Genomic DNA, 18,608 nt, shown 5'->3' with positions numbered 1-18,608 from the left:
TCACCCGCCCAACAGAACCTCCCACCAACCCGGAGACCCAGCCGGAGAGCCATCCCGATGCAGCGCCCGCCACCAGAGCAACCCAGCCCCCTCCGGGAGACCGGAGAGGGCTGGGGTTTCACCTGGGCGGCATTGCCGCTTTCTGCGCGTGGTTGGGGAGTGGGCAGTTTTGGTCTGAACCGTCCATGATCAATGTCCGGAATGTCGGGTCAATTCGGACCAAAACTGCCGGGTGGTGAGTCCGTGGCCTACTGGTCGGACTCCTCGGGGGCTTCGAAGCTCTTGACGTCGTTGCGGTCGTCGGAGCTGGGGACGTCGCCCGGCAGCTGCAGCGTCTTCGGCAGCGGCCCGGGGGACCACCGGCCCCAGTGCGTCTCCGTGTGGACGTCCATCGCCGACTGGGCGGGCACCGCGTCCGCGTCGTACGGGTCGACCGCGTACAGCGAACCCCAGTCCCGGTGGATGTTGTTCTTCATGTACGTCGGCAGCTCGCGCATGCTCGTCGCCACGTTCAGCCAGCCGAACGGTCCACCGGCGTCCGGGGACGACCAGCCCTGACCGATGTCGCGGACCTCGGCACCCGCCGACACCCGGAACTTCGGGATCTCGGCGACGCCGTGGTGCACGGGCGGGAGCTGCATGCACGGGTGCACCAGCGCGGCCGTCCACTCCACGAACGTCGGCTGATCACCGACGAAATCGGTCATGTTTACCAGCTGCGGCGCGCGTGGGGCGCTGACCGCGACCCAGCCGTTCGGGCCCAGGGCGTTGTCCACGGCGACCACGCGCATCTTCGTGGCGCCCTCGGACTTGCCGCCGATGGTGTAGCGGAAGTCCCGCCAGCCCGGACCGCCCTCGCGCTGCACCACGTACTTGCGCTCGGTGACCCGGAAGCCGTCCGGGGTGTCCTCGCCGAACTCCAGCGCCACCGAGTTCGCGCCCAGCTCGGCGCCGGCCAGCGACAGCACGACCGGCACCTCGCCGCGCTGCGCGCGCTCCGGCAGGTCGTACCACTGGGTGCGCAGCTCACCGGTGCCGATGGCCGCGGTGTCGTAGCTGCCCCACACGGGTGCGTTGTCGTTGCCGAACTGGTGCGGCGGCTTCCAGTTGGGTTCCTGCGGGTCGGTGCCGTCGCCCGGCGGCAGGCCGGGCCGGTTGAAGCCCTGCAGCTTCGCCCGCATGTACTCGTCGGCGTCTTCCTTGTCCTGCAGCCGCTTGGGCGGGACGCCGATGTCCTTGTCCTCCGACGGTGCCGCCTTCGAGGGCTGGTCGGAGGACACGCGCAGCATCCCGGACTGCGGGTTGGTCTCGACGTAGATGTAGTCGGACAGGCCGCAGCTGCTGCCCACGATCTGCTTGATGTTGTCCGCGCCGAGGCTGTAGCTGCCCCACTGCTTCTGGATGACCTTGCCGAAGTTCGCGAGTTCGAACAGCACCAGCAGCGCGCAGATGATCGACAGCGGCGCGGTGCCCATCCGCAGAGCCCGGCTGCGCCCCTCCTCGCGGGTGAACCGCTCGTCGACGACCTTCGGGTTGTGCGGGTCGATCCGCAGGTGCTCGATGAACGCCACGACCAGCGTGATGAACGCGCCGATCAGCAGCATCGTGCTCAGGTGCCGCCCCTTGAACTGCGGCGGCATGTTGAACCACGGCACGCCCCAGCCGGACACGTACCACCAGGCGTTGGGGCCGGTGGCGGCGAACGCGAGGATCACCAGCAGGCCCGCGAGGAACACCGCCCGGTTGCGCCGGGAGCGCAGCACGGTGCTGCTGGTGGCGAGCGCGGTCAGCGCTGCCAGCGCACCGCCGGTCGCGGCGAAGATGCCGAAGTGGTGCGACCACTTGGTGGGGGTCAGCACCAGCACGAGGAAGGACATGGCGGTGATCGCCAGCAACCGTCGGCTCGGAGCCAGCGCGGCACCCCGGATGCGGCCACGGCGCAGCAGCACCACCGCGCAGGTCACGAGGCACAGGATGACCAGCAGCACCGGGAACCGACGCGTCAGCGAACCGTCCGCCGTGGGGCTGAACAGCAGGTTGTAGCGGCTGAGCTCCTCGTACCAGCTCTGGCTCGGGCCGATGTCGGTGCGCAGCTCGGTCGCGTCCATGACCGACTGCCAGGTCTGGTCGGCGAACACCAGGGTCAGGATCACGAAGCCGGACGAGGCGATCGGTGCCAGCACCGGCACCCAGCCGAACTCCAGCGCCCGCTTGCGGACCAACCGGAACAGCGGCTTGAGAGCGGCCACGAACGGCAGCACGGACACCATGCCGTGCGGGTTCGCTCCCACCGACAGCGCGGCGACCACGAGGCCCAGGGCGGCGGGCATCAGCCGGTCGGTGGCCACGGCGCGCTCGACGGCGCACAGCGCCAGCAGCGAGAACAGCACCACGACGGGCTCGGGACGCAGGCCGTTGTCGTAGGGCAGCCAGAACGCCAGGAAGACGGCTGCGGCGGCCCAACCCGCAGCGTTGCTCCGCCGGACCTGCTGGCCCAGCCGCGGCAGCACCTCCCGCGAGATCAGCATCCAGCTGACGATGCCCATCAGCAGTGCGGGCAGTCGCACCCACGGCGTGGCCGTGGAGATCTGCACCCACACCGAGTACAGCTCGTAGAACCAGCCGAACGGTGCCTCCGGGACACCGAACCAGCGGTAGTAGTTGCTGATGTAGCCGAAGCTCTCGCGCGTGCGCGCGATGTTGAGGATGTAGCCGTCGTCCGAGGTCATCGCACCGATGACCCACCACACGAGCAGTGAGCCGATGACCGCGATGTCCCGGAAGGTCGGCTTCCACCAGCCCTTGGCCAGCCACTTGGGGGGACGCCGGCCGGCGCGCACGTCCAGGCGGCGCAGGCAGATCACCGAGCCGATGAAGGCCAGCACCGTGAGCCCGATGACGACCAGCTTCAGCGGCGTCGCCTGGCTCTCGTAGCGGGTGTCCACGCGCGCCTCGAACGACAGGCCGCGCACGTCGTCGACGCGGTCGTCGATGTCCGAGTAGATGCCCGTCAGCTGCGGGCGCTGGTCACCGCGCGAGTTGGCGATCGACTGGTCGCCGACGCTGGCGGTGCTGCCGAAACCGTCCGAGTGCAGCGAGATCGCGCAGTCGCCCGCGGGCAGCGCCGCGGTGCCGACCTGCTGGCCCTTGGTCAGCAGCGTCAGCAGACCGTTGTCGACCTGCAGCGTCAGACCGGTGAGCTTGCCGTAGTCCGACGACGGCGGGTTGGTGCTCAGCACGACGGCGGGGCCGGTGGTGCGCGCGTCGAGGCTGCGCGCGGAGGCGCAGGGGATCTCCGCGTTGAGCCACAGCGGCGAGTAGCCGATCAGCGGCGCCGACACCGACTTGGTGCCTTCCGAGGTCGGCCACTTCAGTGTCGTGATGTCGTGGTTGACGGGCAGGAACGGCAGCGCCAGCGCGAGCACCGTGCCCAGCAACCCCAGAACGGACGCGAAGAGCTTCAACCGTCGGGCTGACGGTCGGTCGGTCCCATTGTTCGCCGAAGGGTCGTCCGTTCGGCGGCTGTCTTCCTGGCCACTGAGCACGAAAGGGAGAATAGTAGTTGCTGGTCCCGGCGCTTTCGCGGCATTCCGGCGGTGTGCGAATCGACACCAGCGGTAACGCGTTGAGCTGCGAACTCAGTTCAGTCTCAGGCCGTTCTCAGCGTCCCGTGATCGTCCGGTTATCGAGTCCGATGTGAAGTGGGCGCAAAAAACGAGCGGTCACCGGAGAGTTCCGGTGACCGCTCGCGGAAGTCGTCATCAGCGGCGGAAGAAGCGCTCCTTGCGCCCCTGGATCACCAGGCGCAGCCATTCGCGGAACGCCTTCGGGTCCTTGCGCTGCACCACGAAGTACAGGCCGAACCGGATGACCTCCAGCGCGCCGATCTTGCGCATCCCCGGCTGCGAGAGCAGGTATCCGCGGTTGCGGTAGGTGTAGTAGCGCTTGTTGGCGTCGGAGGGGTCCTGGGCGTGGAAGCGGCCGCCCAGCATCGGCTTGAACTCCGCCGAACCGTCCGGGTGCATGAACTTCGTGCGGAACGTGGTGCCGAACGGCAGCCCGGAGCGCACCAGGCGGCGGTGGATCTCCACCTCGTCGCCGCGGAAGAACAGCCGGTAGTCCGGCACCCCCACGACGTCGAGCGTGGTGGCGCGGAACAGCGCGCCGTTGAACAGCGAAGCGATGCCCGGCAGGAAGTCCTCGGGCAGCTCGTCGACCTTGCGCTTCCAGGTCAGGCCCCGGCGCAGCGGGAACGCCAGCGTGTCGGGGGTGTCGATGTTGACGACCACCGGGGACACCGCGGCCAGCCGGCGCTTCTCGGCGACCTCCAGCAGCGTGGACAGCGCGTGCTCGTCCGCGGGGCGGCCGTCGTCGTCGCCCAGCCACACCCACTCCGCGCCCAGCGACAGCGCGGTCAGCATGCCCAGCGCGAATCCGCCGGCGCCGCCGAGGTTGCGCTGCGAGCCGATGTAGGTGGAGGGCACCGGGCAGTCGTCGACCACGTCGGAGGCCGACTGGTCGGGACCGTTGTCCACCACGACCAGGTGGTCGGGCAGGCGGGTCTGGCTCGCGATGACCTTCAGGGACTCGGCCAGCAGCTCACGGCGGTGCCTGGTGACGATGACCGCGACTACGGATCCGGCGGGCAGCTGCTGTGCGGAGTCGGTGCTCATGAGCCTTCTTTGCTCCCGATCGTGGCCCGCGTTTCCCCGATCCGGGCCAAGGTTTCGTCACTCAGGTTGTTGAAGGGGTCGTAGCCCTTGTAGTGCGTCAGGACCGAGCGCAGCGACCCCTCCTCGCGGATGCCGCCCTTGTCCATCCAGATCGCGGTGCTGCACAGCTCGACGAGGAACTCGTCGGAGTGCGACGCGAAGACAAGCATGCCGGATCGCTTCACGAGATCGTTGAGGCGGTCCCGCGCCTTCTCCAGGAACTCCGCGTCGACCGCGCCGATGCCCTCGTCCAGGATCAGGATCTCGGGGTCGATCGAGGTCACCACGCCCAGCGCGAGCCGGACCCGCATGCCTGTGGAGTAGGTGCGCAGCGGCATCGCCAGGTAGTCACCGAGCTCGGTGAACTCGGCGATGTCGTCGATCCGCTTCTCCATCTCCTTGCGGGACATGCCCAGGAAGAGACCGCGGATGATGATGTTCTCGTACCCGGAGATCTCCGGGTCCATGCCGACGCCGAGGTCGAACACCGGCGCGACCTTGCCGACCACGCGAGCGCTGCCGCGGGTGGGCTCGTAGATGCCCGACAGCAGCCGCAGCAGCGTGGACTTGCCCGCGCCGTTGTGGCCGACCAGCGCGACCCGGTCACCTTCGCCCAGCGACATGTTGATGTCGTGCAGCGCCTCGATGACCGGCACCCGGCTGTCCGTGCCGATCTTGCCACCGGCCCGTCCCAGCACGGCCTTCTTCAGCGAGCGGGACTTCGCGTCGAAGATCGGGAAGTCGACCGCCGCGTTCCATACGTCGATGCTGACCATGGTTTTTCTTCGGCCTCACTCAGACCCAGTAGGAGACACGGGAACGGTAGTTGCGCAGCACGATCAGCGCCAAAGCCCAGCCGACGACGGTGATCACACCGCAGACGAGCCAGTGGTGCCAGGCGATCGGAGTGCCGAGCATCGGCTGCCGGATGATCTCCAGGAAGTGCATGAACGGGTTGATCTCGGCGAGCTTCGCGCGCTCCGCGATCGCGGGGTTCTCGCTGGCCCGGAACTCGTCGTAGTTCCACACGATCGGCGTCATGAAGAACATGAGCTGCACGATGCTCTGGGTGACCGGCGGGATGTCGCGGAAACGGGTCGAGATGGTGCCCACGACCAGGATCACCCATGCGCCGTTGATCGCGATCAGGGCGAACGCCGGGATGGCCATCAGCGACAGCAGCGACAGCGGCTTCGGGAAGATCAGCAGCAGCACGAAGTACACGGCGAGGTTGTGCGCGAAGAACAGCACCTGCCGCCACAGCAGCCGCAGCACGTGAATGCTGACCGGTGCCGGGAGCTGCTTTATCAACCCCTCGTTGGAGATGAAGACCTCGGAGCCGTCGTTGACGCAGTTGCCGATGAAGCCCCACACGATGAAACCCACCGCGAGGTAGGGCAGGTGCTTCTCCAGCGGCTGCCCGAACAGCTGCGAGTACAGCAGCCCCAGCGCCGTGACGGTGACCGCCATGCTGATGGTGATCCACAGCGGGCCGATGACCGAGCGGCGGTAGCGCTGCTTGATGTCCTGCCAGCCGAGGTGAGCCCACAGCTGTCGCTGGTTGAAGGCATCACTGATGTCCTTGAACGCTTTTCGCCAGGACCGCGGCGAGATCTCCGAAGGTGCCGAGGGGCGATCCAGCGTGCTCGTAGCATGCACAGCGAAAGAGTACCGACCATCGGTACGCGCCCTCGGCCTGGGCATCACTCGAAGGAGTAGCGCTCGCTCGGCGTCGAGCGCTACCGACCGTTACGTCCGGATGCGCTACAGATACTGCCCGGTGCCCTTGGTGGGGCCGATGTCCGGTTCGGCGCTCCCGGCGGGCAGTCCCCGGCGCATCTGCTCCAGCTGGGCGCGAGCGGCCATCTGCTGGGCGAACAGCGCGGTCTGCAGGCCGTGGAACAGGCCTTCCAGCCAGCCGACCAGCTGCGCCTGGGCGATCCGCAGCTCGGCGTCCGAGGGCGTGCTCTCCTGCGCGAACGGCAGCGACAGCCGCTCCAGCTCCTCGATGAGCTCGGGCGCCAGGCCCTGCTCCAGCTCGCGGATCGAGGACTGGTGGATCTCCTTGAGCCGGTGGCGACTGGCCTCGTCCAGCGGCGCCTGGCGGACCTCCTCCAGCAGCTGCTTGATCATGGTGCCGATGCGCATCACCTTGGCCGGCTGCTCGACCAGGCCGTTGATGTCCTCGCCCTGCTCCTGGCCCTCTTCGCCGGTTCCAGCGGCGCCGGCACCCACGGGGTTGCCGTCCTCACCCACCAGGAACACCTGCGGACGCTCTTGCTCGTTCATCGGTCCCATCATTCCAGTTTGCCGCGCGGGAGCAGGGCCAGTGGTGCCGACTCACCCGCAGCGCTGGGGAAACGGATCGGGCTAACGATCCCGCAACGGCCACCCTGGGGCTTCACCAGGCACGGCGTTTCAGTAATGTCGCAGCATGGCGTTCGACGTCGCGGCGGTTCGCGGACTCTTCCCGGCGCTCGGCGACGGCTGGGTGCACCTCGACGCCCCGGCAGGCATGCAGGTTCCCGAGCAGGTGGCCACGGCGGCGTCGACCGCGCTGCGGGCCCCCGTTTCCGGTCCGGGCGGGAACTTCCCCGCCTCGCAGCGCGCCGAGGCGATCGTGGAGGCCGCTCGTCGCGCGATCGCGGACCTCGTGGGCGCCAAGCCCTCCGGTGTGGTGCTCGGGCCGAACTCGGCCGTGCTGCTGGGACGGCTCGCGGACGCGCTGGGCGAGGGCTGGCTGATCGGCGACGACGTCGTGGTCTCCCGGCTGGACTCGCCCGCCAACGTCGACCCGTGGCAGCGCGCCGCCCAGCGCTCCGGGTCCACCGTGCGCTGGGCGGAGATCGACATCGAGACCTGCGAGCTGCCGACCTGGCAGTACGGCGAGCTGGTCACGCCGCGCACCAAGGTCGTGGCGATCACCGCCGCCTCGGGGGCCGTCGGCACCCGGCCGGACATCCGGCCGGCCGCGGAGGCCGCCGACGAGCACGACGCGCTGCTGGTCGTCGACGCGTCGTCGTCCGCTCCCTTCGTGCCGCTGGACGTCACCGAGCTCGGCGCCGACGTGGTCGCGGTCAACGCGTCCGCCTGGGGCGGCCCGCAGGTGGGCGCGCTGGCCTTCCGCGACCCGGCGATGCTCGACCACCTGCCCTCGGTCGCGCTGGACCACAGCGCCAGGGGCCCGGAGCGGCTGGAGATGGGGCCGCACGCGTATCCGCTGCTCGCGGGCCTGGTCGCGTCGGTGGACTACCTGGCCGACCTCGACGACGCGGCCATCGGGCCGCGCCGCGAGCGGTTGCTGACCTCGATCCGCTCGGTGAAGTCCTACCAGGCGGGCTTGCTGACGAACCTGACCAACGGGCTGCGCAAGCTGCCCGAGGTGATGCTCATCGGCGACGCGATGCGCCGGATCCCGTCGGTCGCGTTCACGATCAACGGCGTCAAGGCCTCCGACGCCGTCGCGCACCTGGCCGAGCAGGGGATCTGCGCCTTCGCCGACCCGGGCACCCACGGGGTCTTCGCGGCCCTGGGCGCGGCCGAGGTGGGCGGAGCGGTCCGGGTGGGCCTGGCCCACTACACCAACACCACCGAGGTCGACCTCCTCCTCGACGCCGTGGCCCGCCTCAGCTGATCGGGCGGGATTCGAATCTCGCGCGAGATTCGAATCCCGCCACCGCGTCACCGGACCAGGAGGATCTTGCCCCGGACGTCGCCCGATTCGAGGGTGGCGTGGGCGCGGGAGGCCTCGGCCATCGGAACGCGGGTGTGCACCGGGATCCGGACGTCGCCGCTCTCGATCAGCGGCCAGAGGCGCTCGCGCACGTCGGCGACGATGGTGGCCTTGCCGTTGGGGCCGTCGACGGGACGTCCGCGCAGGCCCAGGGCCGACATGCGGAGCCGCTTCATCAGCATCTTGCCCATGTTGAGCTCGGCCTTGTTGCCGCCCTGCATCCCGATCACGGCCAGGAACCCGTCGGTGGTCAGCGCGGAGAGGTTCCGGTCCAGGTAGGACGCCCCCATGTTGTCCAGGATGACGTTCGCGCCGCCGAGTCCCTTGACGACCTCGACGAAGTCCTCGTCGCGGTAGGAGATCACCGGATCGGCGCCCAGCTCCGCGCACAGCGCGCGGCTCTCGGCCGAGCCCGCGGTGGCCGCGACCCGGGCGCCCAGCGCCTTGGCGATCTGGATGGCGCAGGTCCCGATGCCGCCGGCTCCGCCGTGCACCAGGAACAGGTGCCCTTCCCGCAGCCCGGCCTCCATGACCACGTTCGACCAGACCGTGCAGGTGACCTCTGGGATGCCGGCGGCCTCCACCAGGTCCACCCCGGCGGGCTTGGGCAGCACCTGCGCGGCCGGGACCGCCACCCGCTCGGCGTACCCGCCGCCCGCCAGCAGGGCGCACACATCGTCGCCGACGTTCCAGCCGGTCACGCCCTCGCCGAGCTGCGCGATCGTGCCGGAACACTCCAGTCCGGGGATGTCGCTTGCGCCCTTCGGCGGCGGGTAGTTGCCTTGGCGCTGAGCGAGATCGGCGCGGTTGACCGCGCTGGCGACGACGTCGATGACCACCTCACCGGGGCCGGGCTGGGGGTCCGGGTGTTCGGTCCACACCAGAACGTCGGGGTCACCGGGCTCGCGGATTGAAATCCCATGCATGCCCGTGACGGTAGTCAGCGGCGGGCGGCGCGAAAACCGAGAACGCGACCCCGGGTCGGTAAATCTGGGAAAGATTCCCGCTTCTCCAACTCGTCCCGGGTCGCTTGACTGGATCGGACATTCACCTCATCCACACGACCATCGGGGAGCATGATGAGTTCGCGAACCATCACACCCAGACGCGCGGCCACGGCACTGGCCGCCACCTGCGCGGCGGCTGCGGCCGCCATCGCCCCGGCTTCGGCCGCACCCGGCGGCCTCGGTGACCAGATCACCGGTGACGCGGTGAACCGCCACCTGATCGCGCTGCAGCGGATCGCCGACACCCACGGCGGGAACCGCGCGTCCGGGCTTCCCGGGTACGAGGCGAGCGTGGACCACGTCGCGGACAAGCTGAGCCGGGCGGGTTTCGACGTGACCACGCCGGAGTTCACCTACGACGCCTACTACCTCGACTCCTTCAGCCTCGCGGTCGCCGGTCAGCCGACCGAGGGCGACGCGCTGGAGTACTCCCCGGCCACCCCGCAGGGCGGGATCACGGCCCCGCTGTCGGTCGCGGCGGTCGACGACACCCCCGGCTGCGAGGCCACCGACTTCCCCGCTGACGTGGCCGGCTCGGTCGTGCTGATCCAGCGCGGCTCGTGCACCTTCGCCGACAAGCAGAGGGTCGCGGCGGACCTCGGTGCCGCAGGCGTGATCGTCTACAACAACGTCGACGGTCCGCTCAACGGCACGCTCGGCGACCCTGCGGACGCGCGCATTCCGAGCGCGGGCGTGACGATGCAGGTGGGACAGGCCCTGGCCGGGCAGGCGGGCGCCGAGGTGAAGCTGGACGTGCAGTCGCGGCTGGAGTCGGTGACGACCCGCAACGTCGTCGCGCAGACCCGCACCGGTCGTCCGGACAACGTCGTGATGGCGGGCGCGCACCTGGACAGCGTTCCGGAGGGGCCGGGCATCAACGACAACGGCAGCGGCAGCGCCGGACTGCTGGAGACCGCGCTGCGGATGGGCGGCAGCCCGCAGACCGAGAACGCGGTGCGGTTCGCCTGGTGGGGCGCCGAGGAATCGGGTCTGGTCGGTTCCACGAAGTACGTGCAGAGCCTGACCTTCGAGCAGCAGCTCGACATCGCGCTGTACCTGAACTTCGACATGATCGGCTCGCCGAACGCCGGCTACTTCGCCCTCGACGGCGACGACTCGGACGCCGAGGGAGCGGGTCCCGGTCCGCAGGGCTCGGGGCAGATCGAGCAGGACCTCGCGGCCGCGTTGGCCGCGCAGGGCGTGGAGCTGGAGGGCACCGACTTCGACGGGCGCTCCGACTACGGCGAGTTCATCGCCAACGGGATCCCGGCTGGCGGACTGTTCACCGGAGCGGAGGGCGTCAAGACCGAGGAGCAGGTCGCGAAGTGGGGCGGCACCGCGGGAGTCGCCTACGACGCGAACTACCACCAGGCCGGTGACCACCTCGGCAACATCGACCGCGTCGCGCTGGAGCGCAATGCGAAGGGCCTGGCCAACGTCGTCGAGGCGTACTCGCGCAGCACGGAGGCCGTCAACGGCATGACCCGCGACGAGCGGGCCCGCCTCCGGCAGGCGCAGCTGTCCACCTTCGCCGAGCACGCCGCGGGCCCGGCGGTCCCGCACGGCCACAACGCGATCTGACCACCGCGAAGGCGGGGTGCGGTGTCCACCGCACCCCGCCTCCGCTTGTGATCAGGAGATGGTCACCTCGGTCTTGTGTGTGGGGGTGGGGAAGTTTTCATGAAAACTTCCCCACCCCCACACACAAGACCGGCGCCAGAAGAAGTGGTGCTCGACTCCGCTCGACGCCCGGACGCGCTCCAGGTGGTACCGGTCGGTCAGCTCCTCCGGGCGCGTCCAGAGCCGGATGCCGTCGCCGAGCTCGAGCGGGACGACCGCGATGTGCATCTCGTCGATGAGGTCGGCGTCGATGAACTCGCGCAGCGTGCTGATGCCGCCGCCGATGCGCACGTCCCCGCCGTCCGCGGCGGCCTTGGCCCGCTCGACGGCCTCGTGCGGCGTCGCGTTGATGAAGTGGAAGGTCGTGTCGGAGAGGCTGAACGAGGGGCGTTCGTGGTGGGTGAGCACGAACACCGGCGTGTGGAAGGGCGGCTCGTCGCCCCACCAGCCCTGCCAGTCGTGATCCGGCCAGGGCCCTCGCACGGGGCCGAACTTGTTGCGCCCCATGATCTCGGCGCCGATGCCGTGGGCGAAGTCGCGCGAGATGTAGTCCTCGAAACCCCGGGTCCCGCCCTCTTCGGTGCGGTTGACCCAGCTGGCGGTGGCGCCGATCCACTCGAACAGCGCCTGCGGGGTCACGGCCCGGCCGAACGGTCGCTCGAAGGTCTGGTCGTGCCCCGCTCCGATCCCGTCCCGGGAAACGCTCATGCAGTGAACGCGAACCCGCTGCGCCATGATGCGCCCTCCACGTCGGTGGTCACTCGTCCCACCAAGCTAGGTCCGCTAGCCAGCGGTGTCCTCTCCGATCTTGCTCAGTCGCCGCGCTCTCCGGGCGCGCTTCGACCGGCGGGCGTCGGACGCCCACCTCGTTCCGGCCCGGCTCAGGCGCCGACGACCTCGGCTTCGGCCTGCTCGCCTGCCAGCAGCGCCACCCGGTAGTTGGCCAGCGACTTGTTGAGCCGGTCGCGGGCGAGCTTCGCCTGTTCGTCGTCGACCCCGATCCCGAGGTGCGCGCACACGGCGGCGCCGGTCGGCTTCGGCCGGACGGTCACGTCTTGCTTCTCATCCACGGCCCCATGCTCGCAGCCCGGGGGATCGTTCGTTCCCCGAGCCCTCCTTCCGGGGCGTGAACCCTCGATGACGAGAGGGTTCACGTCTGCACCACGACCCCCATCGCCTCCAGGAAGCGCAGCGCCAGCGGCTTGGCCGGAACGATCCGCTGCGCCTCGAAGCTCGCCACGTCGGACTCGGGGATTCCGGCCGCCGCGGCGAGCTTCGCCTGGTCCCAGCCCAGTTCTTGCCGGGTGATGGAGACCAGGCGCACCAGGTCTTCGGTGTCGTGGGGGTGTTCTTGCTCGGTTCCACTCACGCGCTGACCCTATCCGCACAAGATCGGCTCGCCGCTCACCGACGTCAGACTCACAGATCCAGCGCGGGTGCGATCTCGCGCAGCGCGGGCAGCGGATCCTCCGAGGGGCCGTCGCCCAGAACCTGGATGACCACGTGATCGGCGCCCGCGTCGAGATGCCGCTTGACCTGCGCGGCGATCGTCTCGGCGTCACCGATGGCGACCAGGTGTTCGGCGAGGCGGTCGGACCCGCCCACGACGACGTCGGATTCGTCGAAACCCTGCCGCAGCCAGGAATTCCGGTAGTTGGGCAGCTGCGAGTACATGTGCAGGTGCTCGTGGGCACGGCGCAGCCCGGTCTCGCGATCGGTCGTCAGGGCGACCGCCTGCTCGCTGACGACCCACTTGTCGGCTCCGAGCAGCTCGCGCGTGGTCGCGGTCTGCTCCGGGGTGATCAGGTACGGGTGGGCTCCGTCGCCGGCCTTGCCGGACAGCTCGATCATCTTCGGCCCGAGCGCGGCCAGCAGCCGGGTGGGACGCGGCGCTCCCGGCTCGACCTTGTCCGACAGCTCGTCCATGCGCTGGAGGTAGTCGCGCATGGTCGCCAGCGGCTTGGCGTAGGTGCCCGCGTTGCCCTCCACGAGGGGAGCGTGGCTGACGCCGAGGCCGAGCACGAACCGGCGCGGGTGCAGCGCGCTGAGCGTCCGCGCACCTGCCGCGGCGGCCTTGGCGTCGCGAGCGTGGATGTTGGCGATGCCGGTGCCGACGACCAGCCGCTCGGTGGCGCCCAGCAGAGCACCGGCCTGCGTCAACGACTCCTTGCCGAACGCTTCGCCGTAGAACAGTGACCCGTAGCCGAGCTCCTCGATCGTCCGAGCGCGTTCCTGCACGTCGCGGATGCCCCAGGCATCGCTGGTCCACCAGACACCGACACGAGACTTGAAATCGATCTCACCCATGCTTCGACGCTATACCCGCGAGCGTCCGGTCGCGCTCCGCTGAGGAGTCGTCCCGGGCCGGTTTGGCGTGGAGCCGGTTACGCGGCGCGGAGCAGGTCCCGCTCGCACTGCTGCAGGATCCGGTCGAACACCAGGCGCGTCAGGGGTTTCACGATGGTCCGGGTCGCGAGGTCGCGCGCCACGGGCGTTCCCATCTCGGCGTCGGTGACCCAGGTGACCCTGGTACCGCCGGGGGCCTCGGTGAAGGTCATGCTCCCGCCGCCGTGTCGGGACGGCGGGAAGCTCTCGGTGACCAGGTAGTGCATCGAGCGGGGGCGTTCGGGCGCGGTCACCTCCTCGAGGAACCAGCCGATCGACCAGAGGTGGGAGCGGATCGCGCCCGCGCCCCACGGATCCGGTTTTCCGGCCTGCTTGAGGCGGTTTCGCAGGACCCAGGCCGAGCTCTGCCAGTGGGTGGTTTCCGCGCACCAGTCGTACACCGACTCGACGGGGGCGGGAATGGTGCGCTCCACGGTGATCGTTTCCATCTCGACTCCTCGTTCAGAATTTGATGGAGGTGAGCTTGCGCGGGTTGCGGACGGTGTAGATCGCTCTGACCTGGTCGTCACCGACCTCGATGGAGGTGACCTGTTCGAGCTCGCCGTCGACCAGGACGACCATCGAGTGCATCCCGTTGTGGACGCCGATCCGGAAGTCCAACTGGCCCTTCTTCCGCCCCCTGGTGAGCAGGCCGGCGATGAGGTGGGCGACGTCCTCGCGTCCCCGCACGGGGTTGCGGACGGCGGTGACCTCGCCGCCGCCATCGGAGAGGTACACGACGTCGGGGGCGAGCACGTCCAGCAGCGCCTGGACGTCGCCGGTGGCCGCGGCCGCCGAGAACCGCCGCGCGACTTCCGAGGCCTCCGCCGGCGTCGCGATGGCCGTGCCGCGCCGGGCGTGCACCTGCTGCCGCGCGCGGCTGTTGAGCTGCCGCACCGCTTCCTCGGATCTGCCCAGGGAGGCGGCGATTTCGGCGTAGCTGAAGTCGAAGACCTCGCGCAGCACGAAGGTCGCGCGCTGAGCGGGTGTCAGGGTTTCGAGGACGAGCAGCATGGCGGTGGTGACGGCTTCGCCGGTGAGCACGTGGTCGAGCCCGCCCGGCTGGTCGTCGGCGGTGGCCAGCGGTTCGGGAAGCCAGGTCCCGACGTAGGTCTCGCGGGGCCGGGATGACGATCGCAGCAGTCCCAGCGCTTGTCGGGTGACGATCTGCACGAGGTAGGCGCGCGGGTGGTCGACCGAGTCGAGGTCGACGTCGCGCCAGCGCAGGTAGGCCTCCTGCAGCACGTCCTCGGTGTCGGCCACGGAGCCGGTGATCTCGTAGGCGATGGAGAACAGCAGCGGGCGGTGTTCGGTGAACGGGTCGGGGTTCTCGGTCATGCCGGGCCTGCCGTCGTCATCTCGCGCCTCCCGGTCCTTCACTCGTCCCGTGCGAACCTCCACCGGCCTCGCGCCTGGCGTGGTGTGGGCCGGGGGCAGTTTTGGTCCGAACCGCCCATGATCACTGTCCGTTTTGCCGGGACAATTCGGACCACAACTGCCCCCTGGTCCGTCACCGCCCGGGTACTCGAACACGGGATGCCTCCCGCGCTCGTCCTGTGACCTCCCGCGGCGGTGATGTGCGTCACCACTAGGGGTTTCGCCCGGTTTCTCGCGAATCGTGATCCGCGCGGAACGCGCAGCCGGAAGACTGGGCGCATGTTCAAGAAGCTACTGGCCGCGGTTGGTGTCGGCGGCGCGGATGTGGAGACGGAGCTGCACACGCCGGGCGTGCAGCCGGGCGGTCAGGTCCAGGGGGTCGTGCGGCTGCGCGGCGGCGAGGTCCCGCAGCAGCTGGACGGTGTGTCGGTCGAGTTCGTCACGCGCGTAGAGCACGAGGTCAACGACGACGAGGTCGAGTCGAAGCGCGCTTTCGGCCGGCAGCGGATCGGCGCGGGCGTCGCTCTGCAGCCCGGTCAGGTCGTGGAGCTGCCGTTCCAGGTGACGGCGCCGCTGGAAACCCCGATCACGTTCTTCGCCGGCCACCACCTCCCGGGAGGTGAGGTCGCGGTCCGCACGAGGCTGGAGATCAGCGGTGCCGTCGACGCCACCGACACCGACCCGATCGGCGTGGGTGCCCTGCAGGCCCAGCACGTCCTGCTGGAGGCGGTGCAACGCCTCGGCTTCCACCTGCACCGGGTCGACTGCGAGGCCGGGCACCTGCGCAGAACCCGACAGACGCTGCCGTTCTACCAGGAGATCGAGTTCCACCGGTCCCCGAACTACCCGCGCCTGAAGCAGCTGGAGGTCACCTTCATCGCGGGCCACGACGGGATGGACGTGATCATCGAAGGCGACAAGAAGGCGGGCCTGCTCACCAGCGGCCGCGACCTCACCAACGTCTTGAATATCGACTACGCGGCGATCCCCCAGGTCGACTGGGCCGCCGAGCTGCACAAGCACGTCGAGCGCATGGGCAGCGGCTGGCTGTGACCACCGGACGGCTGCGCCCCCAAGGCGCAGCCGACGTCCGCTCTGGCCGGAAGTGCTAGCTCGTCCTGGCCTTTCAGCTGATCCTCTTCGCGGCCTCGTTCCTTAGCGTCGTTGCTGACGGAATTCGCGGCAGCAGCAGGAGGAACGGTGGCCAAGCCTGGAAAAGCGGGACTGCTCGGGGTGATCGGGGCGTTCGCGCTCACGGCGGCCTTGGCCCCGTCGGCGTCGGCGATCATCGGCGGTCACGACTCGACCGAGCGGTTCCCGTTCATGGTGAGCGTGCAGAAGGACGGCCACCACTACTGCGGGGCGTCGCTGATCGAACCGGATTGGATCGTGACCGCCGGGCACTGCGCGGTCAACGTCGAGCCGGAGCAGCTGTCGGTGCGCATCGGCGACCAGGACCGCACGAAGGGCGAGGAGGCGGAGGTCGTCGAGTTCGCCACTCACCCGGACTTCTCCTACGAGCCCTTCCGCGATGACGTGGCCGTGATGAAGCTCGACCACCCGGTGCAGGCGCAGCCCGTCGAGATCGCGCCGGAACCCGGACCCATCGGCACCGCAACCCGCATCCTCGGCTGGGGGATGACCTGCGAGGACGGCAGCCAGTGCCCGGACCCGCCGATCCGGTTGCAGGAGTTGGGCACCGAACTCGTCCCGGACGAGCGCTGCAGCGAGAACTACGACCGCGACAACGAGCTGTGCACCGACAGCCCTACCGAGAGCGCCCAGGCGTGCATCCTCGACTCCGGCGGCCCGCAGCTCAAGGGACGCCCGGGCCACTGGCAGCTGATCGGCGCCACCAGCCGAGACGGTGACGCGGACCCCACCTGCGCCACGGGCCCCGGCATCTACACGGACCTGACAGCCCACCGCGACTGGATCGAACGAGCCACGGCGGGCTGACCAGCGGAGCCCCGGCTCGGGCGTGCCGGCCAATGGGGGTCGAGCCGGGGCTCGTCAACGTGGAGGCGTTCTTCGATCGGTTCGAAGGGGACGGCAGCGCTCGCTACCGGTTCGCGGGAACCGCTCGTGCCCGCCGTGCGAAGGCGGTGATCCCGCTGACCACTCCCGTTCCGACCACCATGCCGACGAAGACTAGCAGCGCACCGACGACCCAGAGACCGGTGTCGTCCGCCCCGGAAGCGGTCCAGGACCACGCTGCGGTGAACGCGACGGGCATGACCGGGATGACGAGCCACGTGGGAAGCCGAACGCTCGCCCCCACACCGAGCGCGACGAGGCAGACGACGCACCCGACCACCTGCCACGCCTGGTAGGGGCCGCTGGTCACGCCCGTCGCAGGATCGGTCTGGTAGCTGCGATCCCACGCCATCCACGCCCACCAGCAAGCCGCGGTCAGTACCGCCAGCCCCACTCCGAGAACCGGACGCTCAGCACGCCGTTGGTTGATCATTGCGCGATGGTGCCACCCCCACCGCGGGGCACGGATCAGTGAAAGTACTCAACCCGGCGAGAGGCCGGGATCTCCGACGGAGCGCACCAACCGGAATCGCTCGGCGAGCACCAAGGTGTCATCGGTCGCGGTGAACTCGGGATCACCCAGTTCGGCGCGCACTTCCGCGCTGTGCCAGAACTCCTCGTGCCCAGCACGCCATTGCGCCACGGACTCATCACCTTCGCCCTCGTCCAGGGCGTGCTGCAGGTCCACATCGGCGAGCCGGACGATCCGCACCTCGGTCACCTCGATCACCGCGACCCGCCGATCGAGGGAGTCCACCACCGCCAATCGCTGCCCGACCTCGGGGAGCGGCTCGTTCTCGCGCTGGTAGGCGAGCACCAAACCGGTGGTCGACGTCTTCGCGCCGGAGAGGATCGCCGCCACCAACCGATCCCGCAAAGGCCCGGGGAAAGCGAACTCAGCCCGAGGAAGGTCATCAGGATTCACGCGGAGAAAGCTACCGGGGGACTGGGGAAATCAGGCCGCGAAGGCTGACACGGATCGTGCCGGCTCCGGGCCGGCAATGGCGCAATGGTTGCGCGAAGCAACCTGAATCGGTTACGGGAGGAGCAGGCGGGAGCACCGGCTTCCGCGAGGAGAGGAGCGGTACATGCTGCGGACCACCCTGGGGGCCCTGGCTCTGGCGGGCACTGCGTTGACGGTGACGGCGTGCGGGGCTGGTGACCAAGCGGCCCAGTCGGCGGCCGGCGTGCGGACGGACGCCGGGAACGACGCGGTGCGCACCGCCGCGGTCGAGACCCCGCGCTGCGGCACAGGCGACCTGAACGCCAGGTTCGGCGGGGTCCTCGACGACGGCTCCGGCCAGCTGCACGTCCAGCTGGAGTACACCAACGTCTCCGACCACGAGTGCATCCTGCGAGGCGCGCCCGGCGTCGACCTGATCGGCCCGGACGATCCCGTGCACGGGCCCACCTACTCGCTGCCGCGGATCGACGACGGGAACCCCGGCTACCTGCTGAAGACCGGCGAGAGGGGCATCGCCGATCTGACGGTCCTCCCGGACAACAGCCCCGAAGCGTGGCGGCCGACCGAGCTGATCACCATTCCGCCGGGTCAGGAGGACCCGATGAGGATCCCGTGGTCGCACGACTTCGGCGTGGTGCGCCAGGACGGCGCCACCCACCCGGGCACCTACGTGCACAACTTCAAGCCGTTCTGATCGTCCGAGCAAACCGTCCGAGGGGGCTGCTGAAGGGATGTGTGACACCTTTGATCGCTTGTTGAAGTGCAAGCTGGAA

The 18,608-nt window shown here is 69.5% G+C and carries 19 protein-coding genes; 5 read left to right on the top strand and 14 right to left on the bottom strand.

The features are described 5' to 3' along the window. Window positions 1–248 precede the first annotated feature (248 nt). The 5 genes from ACYVF3_RS32405 to ACYVF3_RS32385 all read right to left on the bottom strand — a co-directional run bounded on the left by ACYVF3_RS32405 (window position 249) and on the right by ACYVF3_RS32385 (window position 7,010). Window positions 249–3,464, bottom strand: coding sequence for an arabinosyltransferase domain-containing protein (locus ACYVF3_RS32405; protein WP_461158097.1), 3,216 nt, complete (start codon window positions 3,462–3,464; stop codon window positions 249–251). A 297-nt stretch (window positions 3,465–3,761) separates the two neighbouring features. After that, complete coding sequence (gene glfT1, locus ACYVF3_RS32400; protein WP_461158096.1) at window positions 3,762–4,673, bottom strand: galactofuranosyltransferase GlfT1; 912 nt, start codon at window positions 4,671–4,673, stop codon at window positions 3,762–3,764. Then, window positions 4,670–5,488 (bottom strand): galactan export ABC transporter ATP-binding subunit Wzt/RfbE, encoded by an 819-nt coding sequence (wzt, locus tag ACYVF3_RS32395; protein ID WP_461158095.1) that lies wholly within the window; start codon window positions 5,486–5,488, stop codon window positions 4,670–4,672. The genes glfT1 and wzt overlap by 4 nt, the downstream gene beginning before the upstream one ends. 19 nt (window positions 5,489–5,507) lie before the next feature. Further along, window positions 5,508–6,371 carry a galactan export ABC transporter permease subunit Wzm/RfbD gene (gene wzm, locus ACYVF3_RS32390; protein WP_461158094.1) on the bottom strand — a complete coding sequence of 288 codons (864 nt, stop codon included), beginning with the start codon at window positions 6,369–6,371 and terminating at the stop codon, window positions 5,508–5,510. Window positions 6,372–6,476: 105 nt separating this feature from the next. Continuing rightward, on the bottom strand, window positions 6,477–7,010 hold the full coding sequence (locus ACYVF3_RS32385; protein WP_461158093.1) for a bacterial proteasome activator family protein: 534 nt from the start codon (window positions 7,008–7,010) through the stop codon (window positions 6,477–6,479). Between the two features lie 136 nt (window positions 7,011–7,146). On the opposite strand from ACYVF3_RS32385, the gene ACYVF3_RS32380 reads away from it, so the two are divergent. Continuing rightward, complete coding sequence (locus ACYVF3_RS32380; RefSeq protein ID WP_461158092.1) at window positions 7,147–8,346, top strand: cysteine desulfurase-like protein; 1,200 nt, start codon at window positions 7,147–7,149, stop codon at window positions 8,344–8,346. A gap of 47 nt (window positions 8,347–8,393) precedes the next feature. On the opposite strand, the gene ACYVF3_RS32375 is transcribed toward ACYVF3_RS32380, so the two are convergent. Further along, window positions 8,394–9,371 (bottom strand): NAD(P)H-quinone oxidoreductase, encoded by a 978-nt coding sequence (locus ACYVF3_RS32375; RefSeq protein WP_461158091.1) that lies wholly within the window; start codon window positions 9,369–9,371, stop codon window positions 8,394–8,396. A 153-nt stretch (window positions 9,372–9,524) separates the two neighbouring features. On the opposite strand from ACYVF3_RS32375, the gene ACYVF3_RS32370 reads away from it, so the two are divergent. Next, window positions 9,525–11,033, top strand: coding sequence for a M28 family metallopeptidase (locus ACYVF3_RS32370; protein WP_461158090.1), 1,509 nt, complete (start codon window positions 9,525–9,527; stop codon window positions 11,031–11,033). Window positions 11,034–11,084: 51 nt separating this feature from the next. Here ACYVF3_RS32370 and ACYVF3_RS32365 read toward each other — a convergent pair whose 3' ends face one another. From ACYVF3_RS32365 to sigJ, 6 genes are all read right to left on the bottom strand, one after another. Continuing rightward, entirely contained in the window at window positions 11,085–11,807 is a 723-nt protein-coding gene (locus ACYVF3_RS32365; protein WP_461158089.1) for a dihydrofolate reductase family protein, read from the bottom strand. 146 nt (window positions 11,808–11,953) lie between these two features. Beyond that, complete coding sequence (locus ACYVF3_RS32360) at window positions 11,954–12,142, bottom strand: hypothetical protein (protein ID WP_461158088.1); 189 nt, start codon at window positions 12,140–12,142, stop codon at window positions 11,954–11,956. A gap of 80 nt (window positions 12,143–12,222) precedes the next feature. Beyond that, a complete protein-coding gene (locus tag ACYVF3_RS32355) occupies window positions 12,223–12,441 on the bottom strand; it encodes a helix-turn-helix domain-containing protein (protein WP_461158087.1) in 219 nt (72 codons plus the stop codon). 50 nt (window positions 12,442–12,491) lie between these two features. Continuing rightward, a complete protein-coding gene (locus ACYVF3_RS32350; protein ID WP_461158086.1) occupies window positions 12,492–13,379 on the bottom strand; it encodes an LLM class F420-dependent oxidoreductase in 888 nt (295 codons plus the stop codon). Between the two features lie 77 nt (window positions 13,380–13,456). Then, a complete protein-coding gene (locus ACYVF3_RS32345; protein WP_461158085.1) occupies window positions 13,457–13,906 on the bottom strand; it encodes an SRPBCC family protein in 450 nt (149 codons plus the stop codon). Between the two features lie 13 nt (window positions 13,907–13,919). Continuing rightward, complete coding sequence (sigJ, locus tag ACYVF3_RS32340; protein ID WP_461158084.1) at window positions 13,920–14,837, bottom strand: RNA polymerase sigma factor SigJ; 918 nt, start codon at window positions 14,835–14,837, stop codon at window positions 13,920–13,922. Window positions 14,838–15,113: 276 nt separating this feature from the next. Between sigJ and ACYVF3_RS32335 the strand changes: the two genes are divergently transcribed. Both ACYVF3_RS32335 and ACYVF3_RS32330 read left to right on the top strand, forming a co-directional pair. Then, window positions 15,114–15,887, top strand: a complete 774-nt coding sequence (locus tag ACYVF3_RS32335) for a sporulation protein (protein WP_461158083.1) — start codon at window positions 15,114–15,116, stop codon at window positions 15,885–15,887. 147 nt (window positions 15,888–16,034) lie between these two features. After that, window positions 16,035–16,793: a S1 family peptidase gene (locus ACYVF3_RS32330; protein ID WP_461158082.1), complete on the top strand. Its 759-nt coding sequence runs from the start codon at window positions 16,035–16,037 to the stop codon at window positions 16,791–16,793. 103 nt (window positions 16,794–16,896) lie between these two features. Here ACYVF3_RS32330 and ACYVF3_RS32325 read toward each other — a convergent pair whose 3' ends face one another. Together ACYVF3_RS32325 and ACYVF3_RS32320 are read right to left on the bottom strand one after the other, a co-directional pair. Further along, entirely contained in the window at window positions 16,897–17,304 is a 408-nt protein-coding gene (locus ACYVF3_RS32325) for a hypothetical protein (RefSeq protein WP_461158081.1), read from the bottom strand. Window positions 17,305–17,352: 48 nt separating this feature from the next. Further along, entirely contained in the window at window positions 17,353–17,733 is a 381-nt protein-coding gene (locus ACYVF3_RS32320) for an ASCH domain-containing protein (RefSeq protein WP_461158080.1), read from the bottom strand. Between the two features lie 226 nt (window positions 17,734–17,959). Here ACYVF3_RS32320 and ACYVF3_RS32315 point away from each other — a divergent pair, with 226 nt between their 5' ends. Further along, window positions 17,960–18,529 (top strand): DUF4232 domain-containing protein, encoded by a 570-nt coding sequence (locus tag ACYVF3_RS32315; protein ID WP_461158079.1) that lies wholly within the window; start codon window positions 17,960–17,962, stop codon window positions 18,527–18,529. Window positions 18,530–18,608: the final 79 nt, after the last annotated feature.

Source organism: Saccharopolyspora tripterygii (assembly GCF_054778355.1).
This window is presented reverse-complemented; position numbering and strand designations above follow the sequence as displayed.

Coding starts and splice junctions, on each gene's coding strand:
- glfT1 (WP_461158096.1), bottom strand. CDS start 4,673: ATGAGCACCGACTCCGCACAGCAGCTGCCCGCCGGATCCGTAGTCGCG.
- wzt (WP_461158095.1), bottom strand. CDS start 5,488: ATGGTCAGCATCGACGTATGGAACGCGGCGGTCGACTTCCCGATCTTC.
- ACYVF3_RS32385 (WP_461158093.1), bottom strand. CDS start 7,010: ATGGGACCGATGAACGAGCAAGAGCGTCCGCAGGTGTTCCTGGTGGGT.
- ACYVF3_RS32380 (WP_461158092.1), top strand. CDS start 7,147: ATGGCGTTCGACGTCGCGGCGGTTCGCGGACTCTTCCCGGCGCTCGGC.
- ACYVF3_RS32375 (WP_461158091.1), bottom strand. CDS start 9,371: ATGCATGGGATTTCAATCCGCGAGCCCGGTGACCCCGACGTTCTGGTG.
- ACYVF3_RS32370 (WP_461158090.1), top strand. CDS start 9,525: ATGAGTTCGCGAACCATCACACCCAGACGCGCGGCCACGGCACTGGCC.
- ACYVF3_RS32365 (WP_461158089.1), bottom strand. CDS start 11,807: ATGGCGCAGCGGGTTCGCGTTCACTGCATGAGCGTTTCCCGGGACGGG.
- ACYVF3_RS32350 (WP_461158086.1), bottom strand. CDS start 13,379: ATGGGTGAGATCGATTTCAAGTCTCGTGTCGGTGTCTGGTGGACCAGC.
- ACYVF3_RS32345 (WP_461158085.1), bottom strand. CDS start 13,906: ATGGAAACGATCACCGTGGAGCGCACCATTCCCGCCCCCGTCGAGTCG.
- ACYVF3_RS32335 (WP_461158083.1), top strand. CDS start 15,114: ATGTTCAAGAAGCTACTGGCCGCGGTTGGTGTCGGCGGCGCGGATGTG.
- ACYVF3_RS32325 (WP_461158081.1), bottom strand. CDS start 17,304: ATGATCAACCAACGGCGTGCTGAGCGTCCGGTTCTCGGAGTGGGGCTG.
- ACYVF3_RS32315 (WP_461158079.1), top strand. CDS start 17,960: ATGCTGCGGACCACCCTGGGGGCCCTGGCTCTGGCGGGCACTGCGTTG.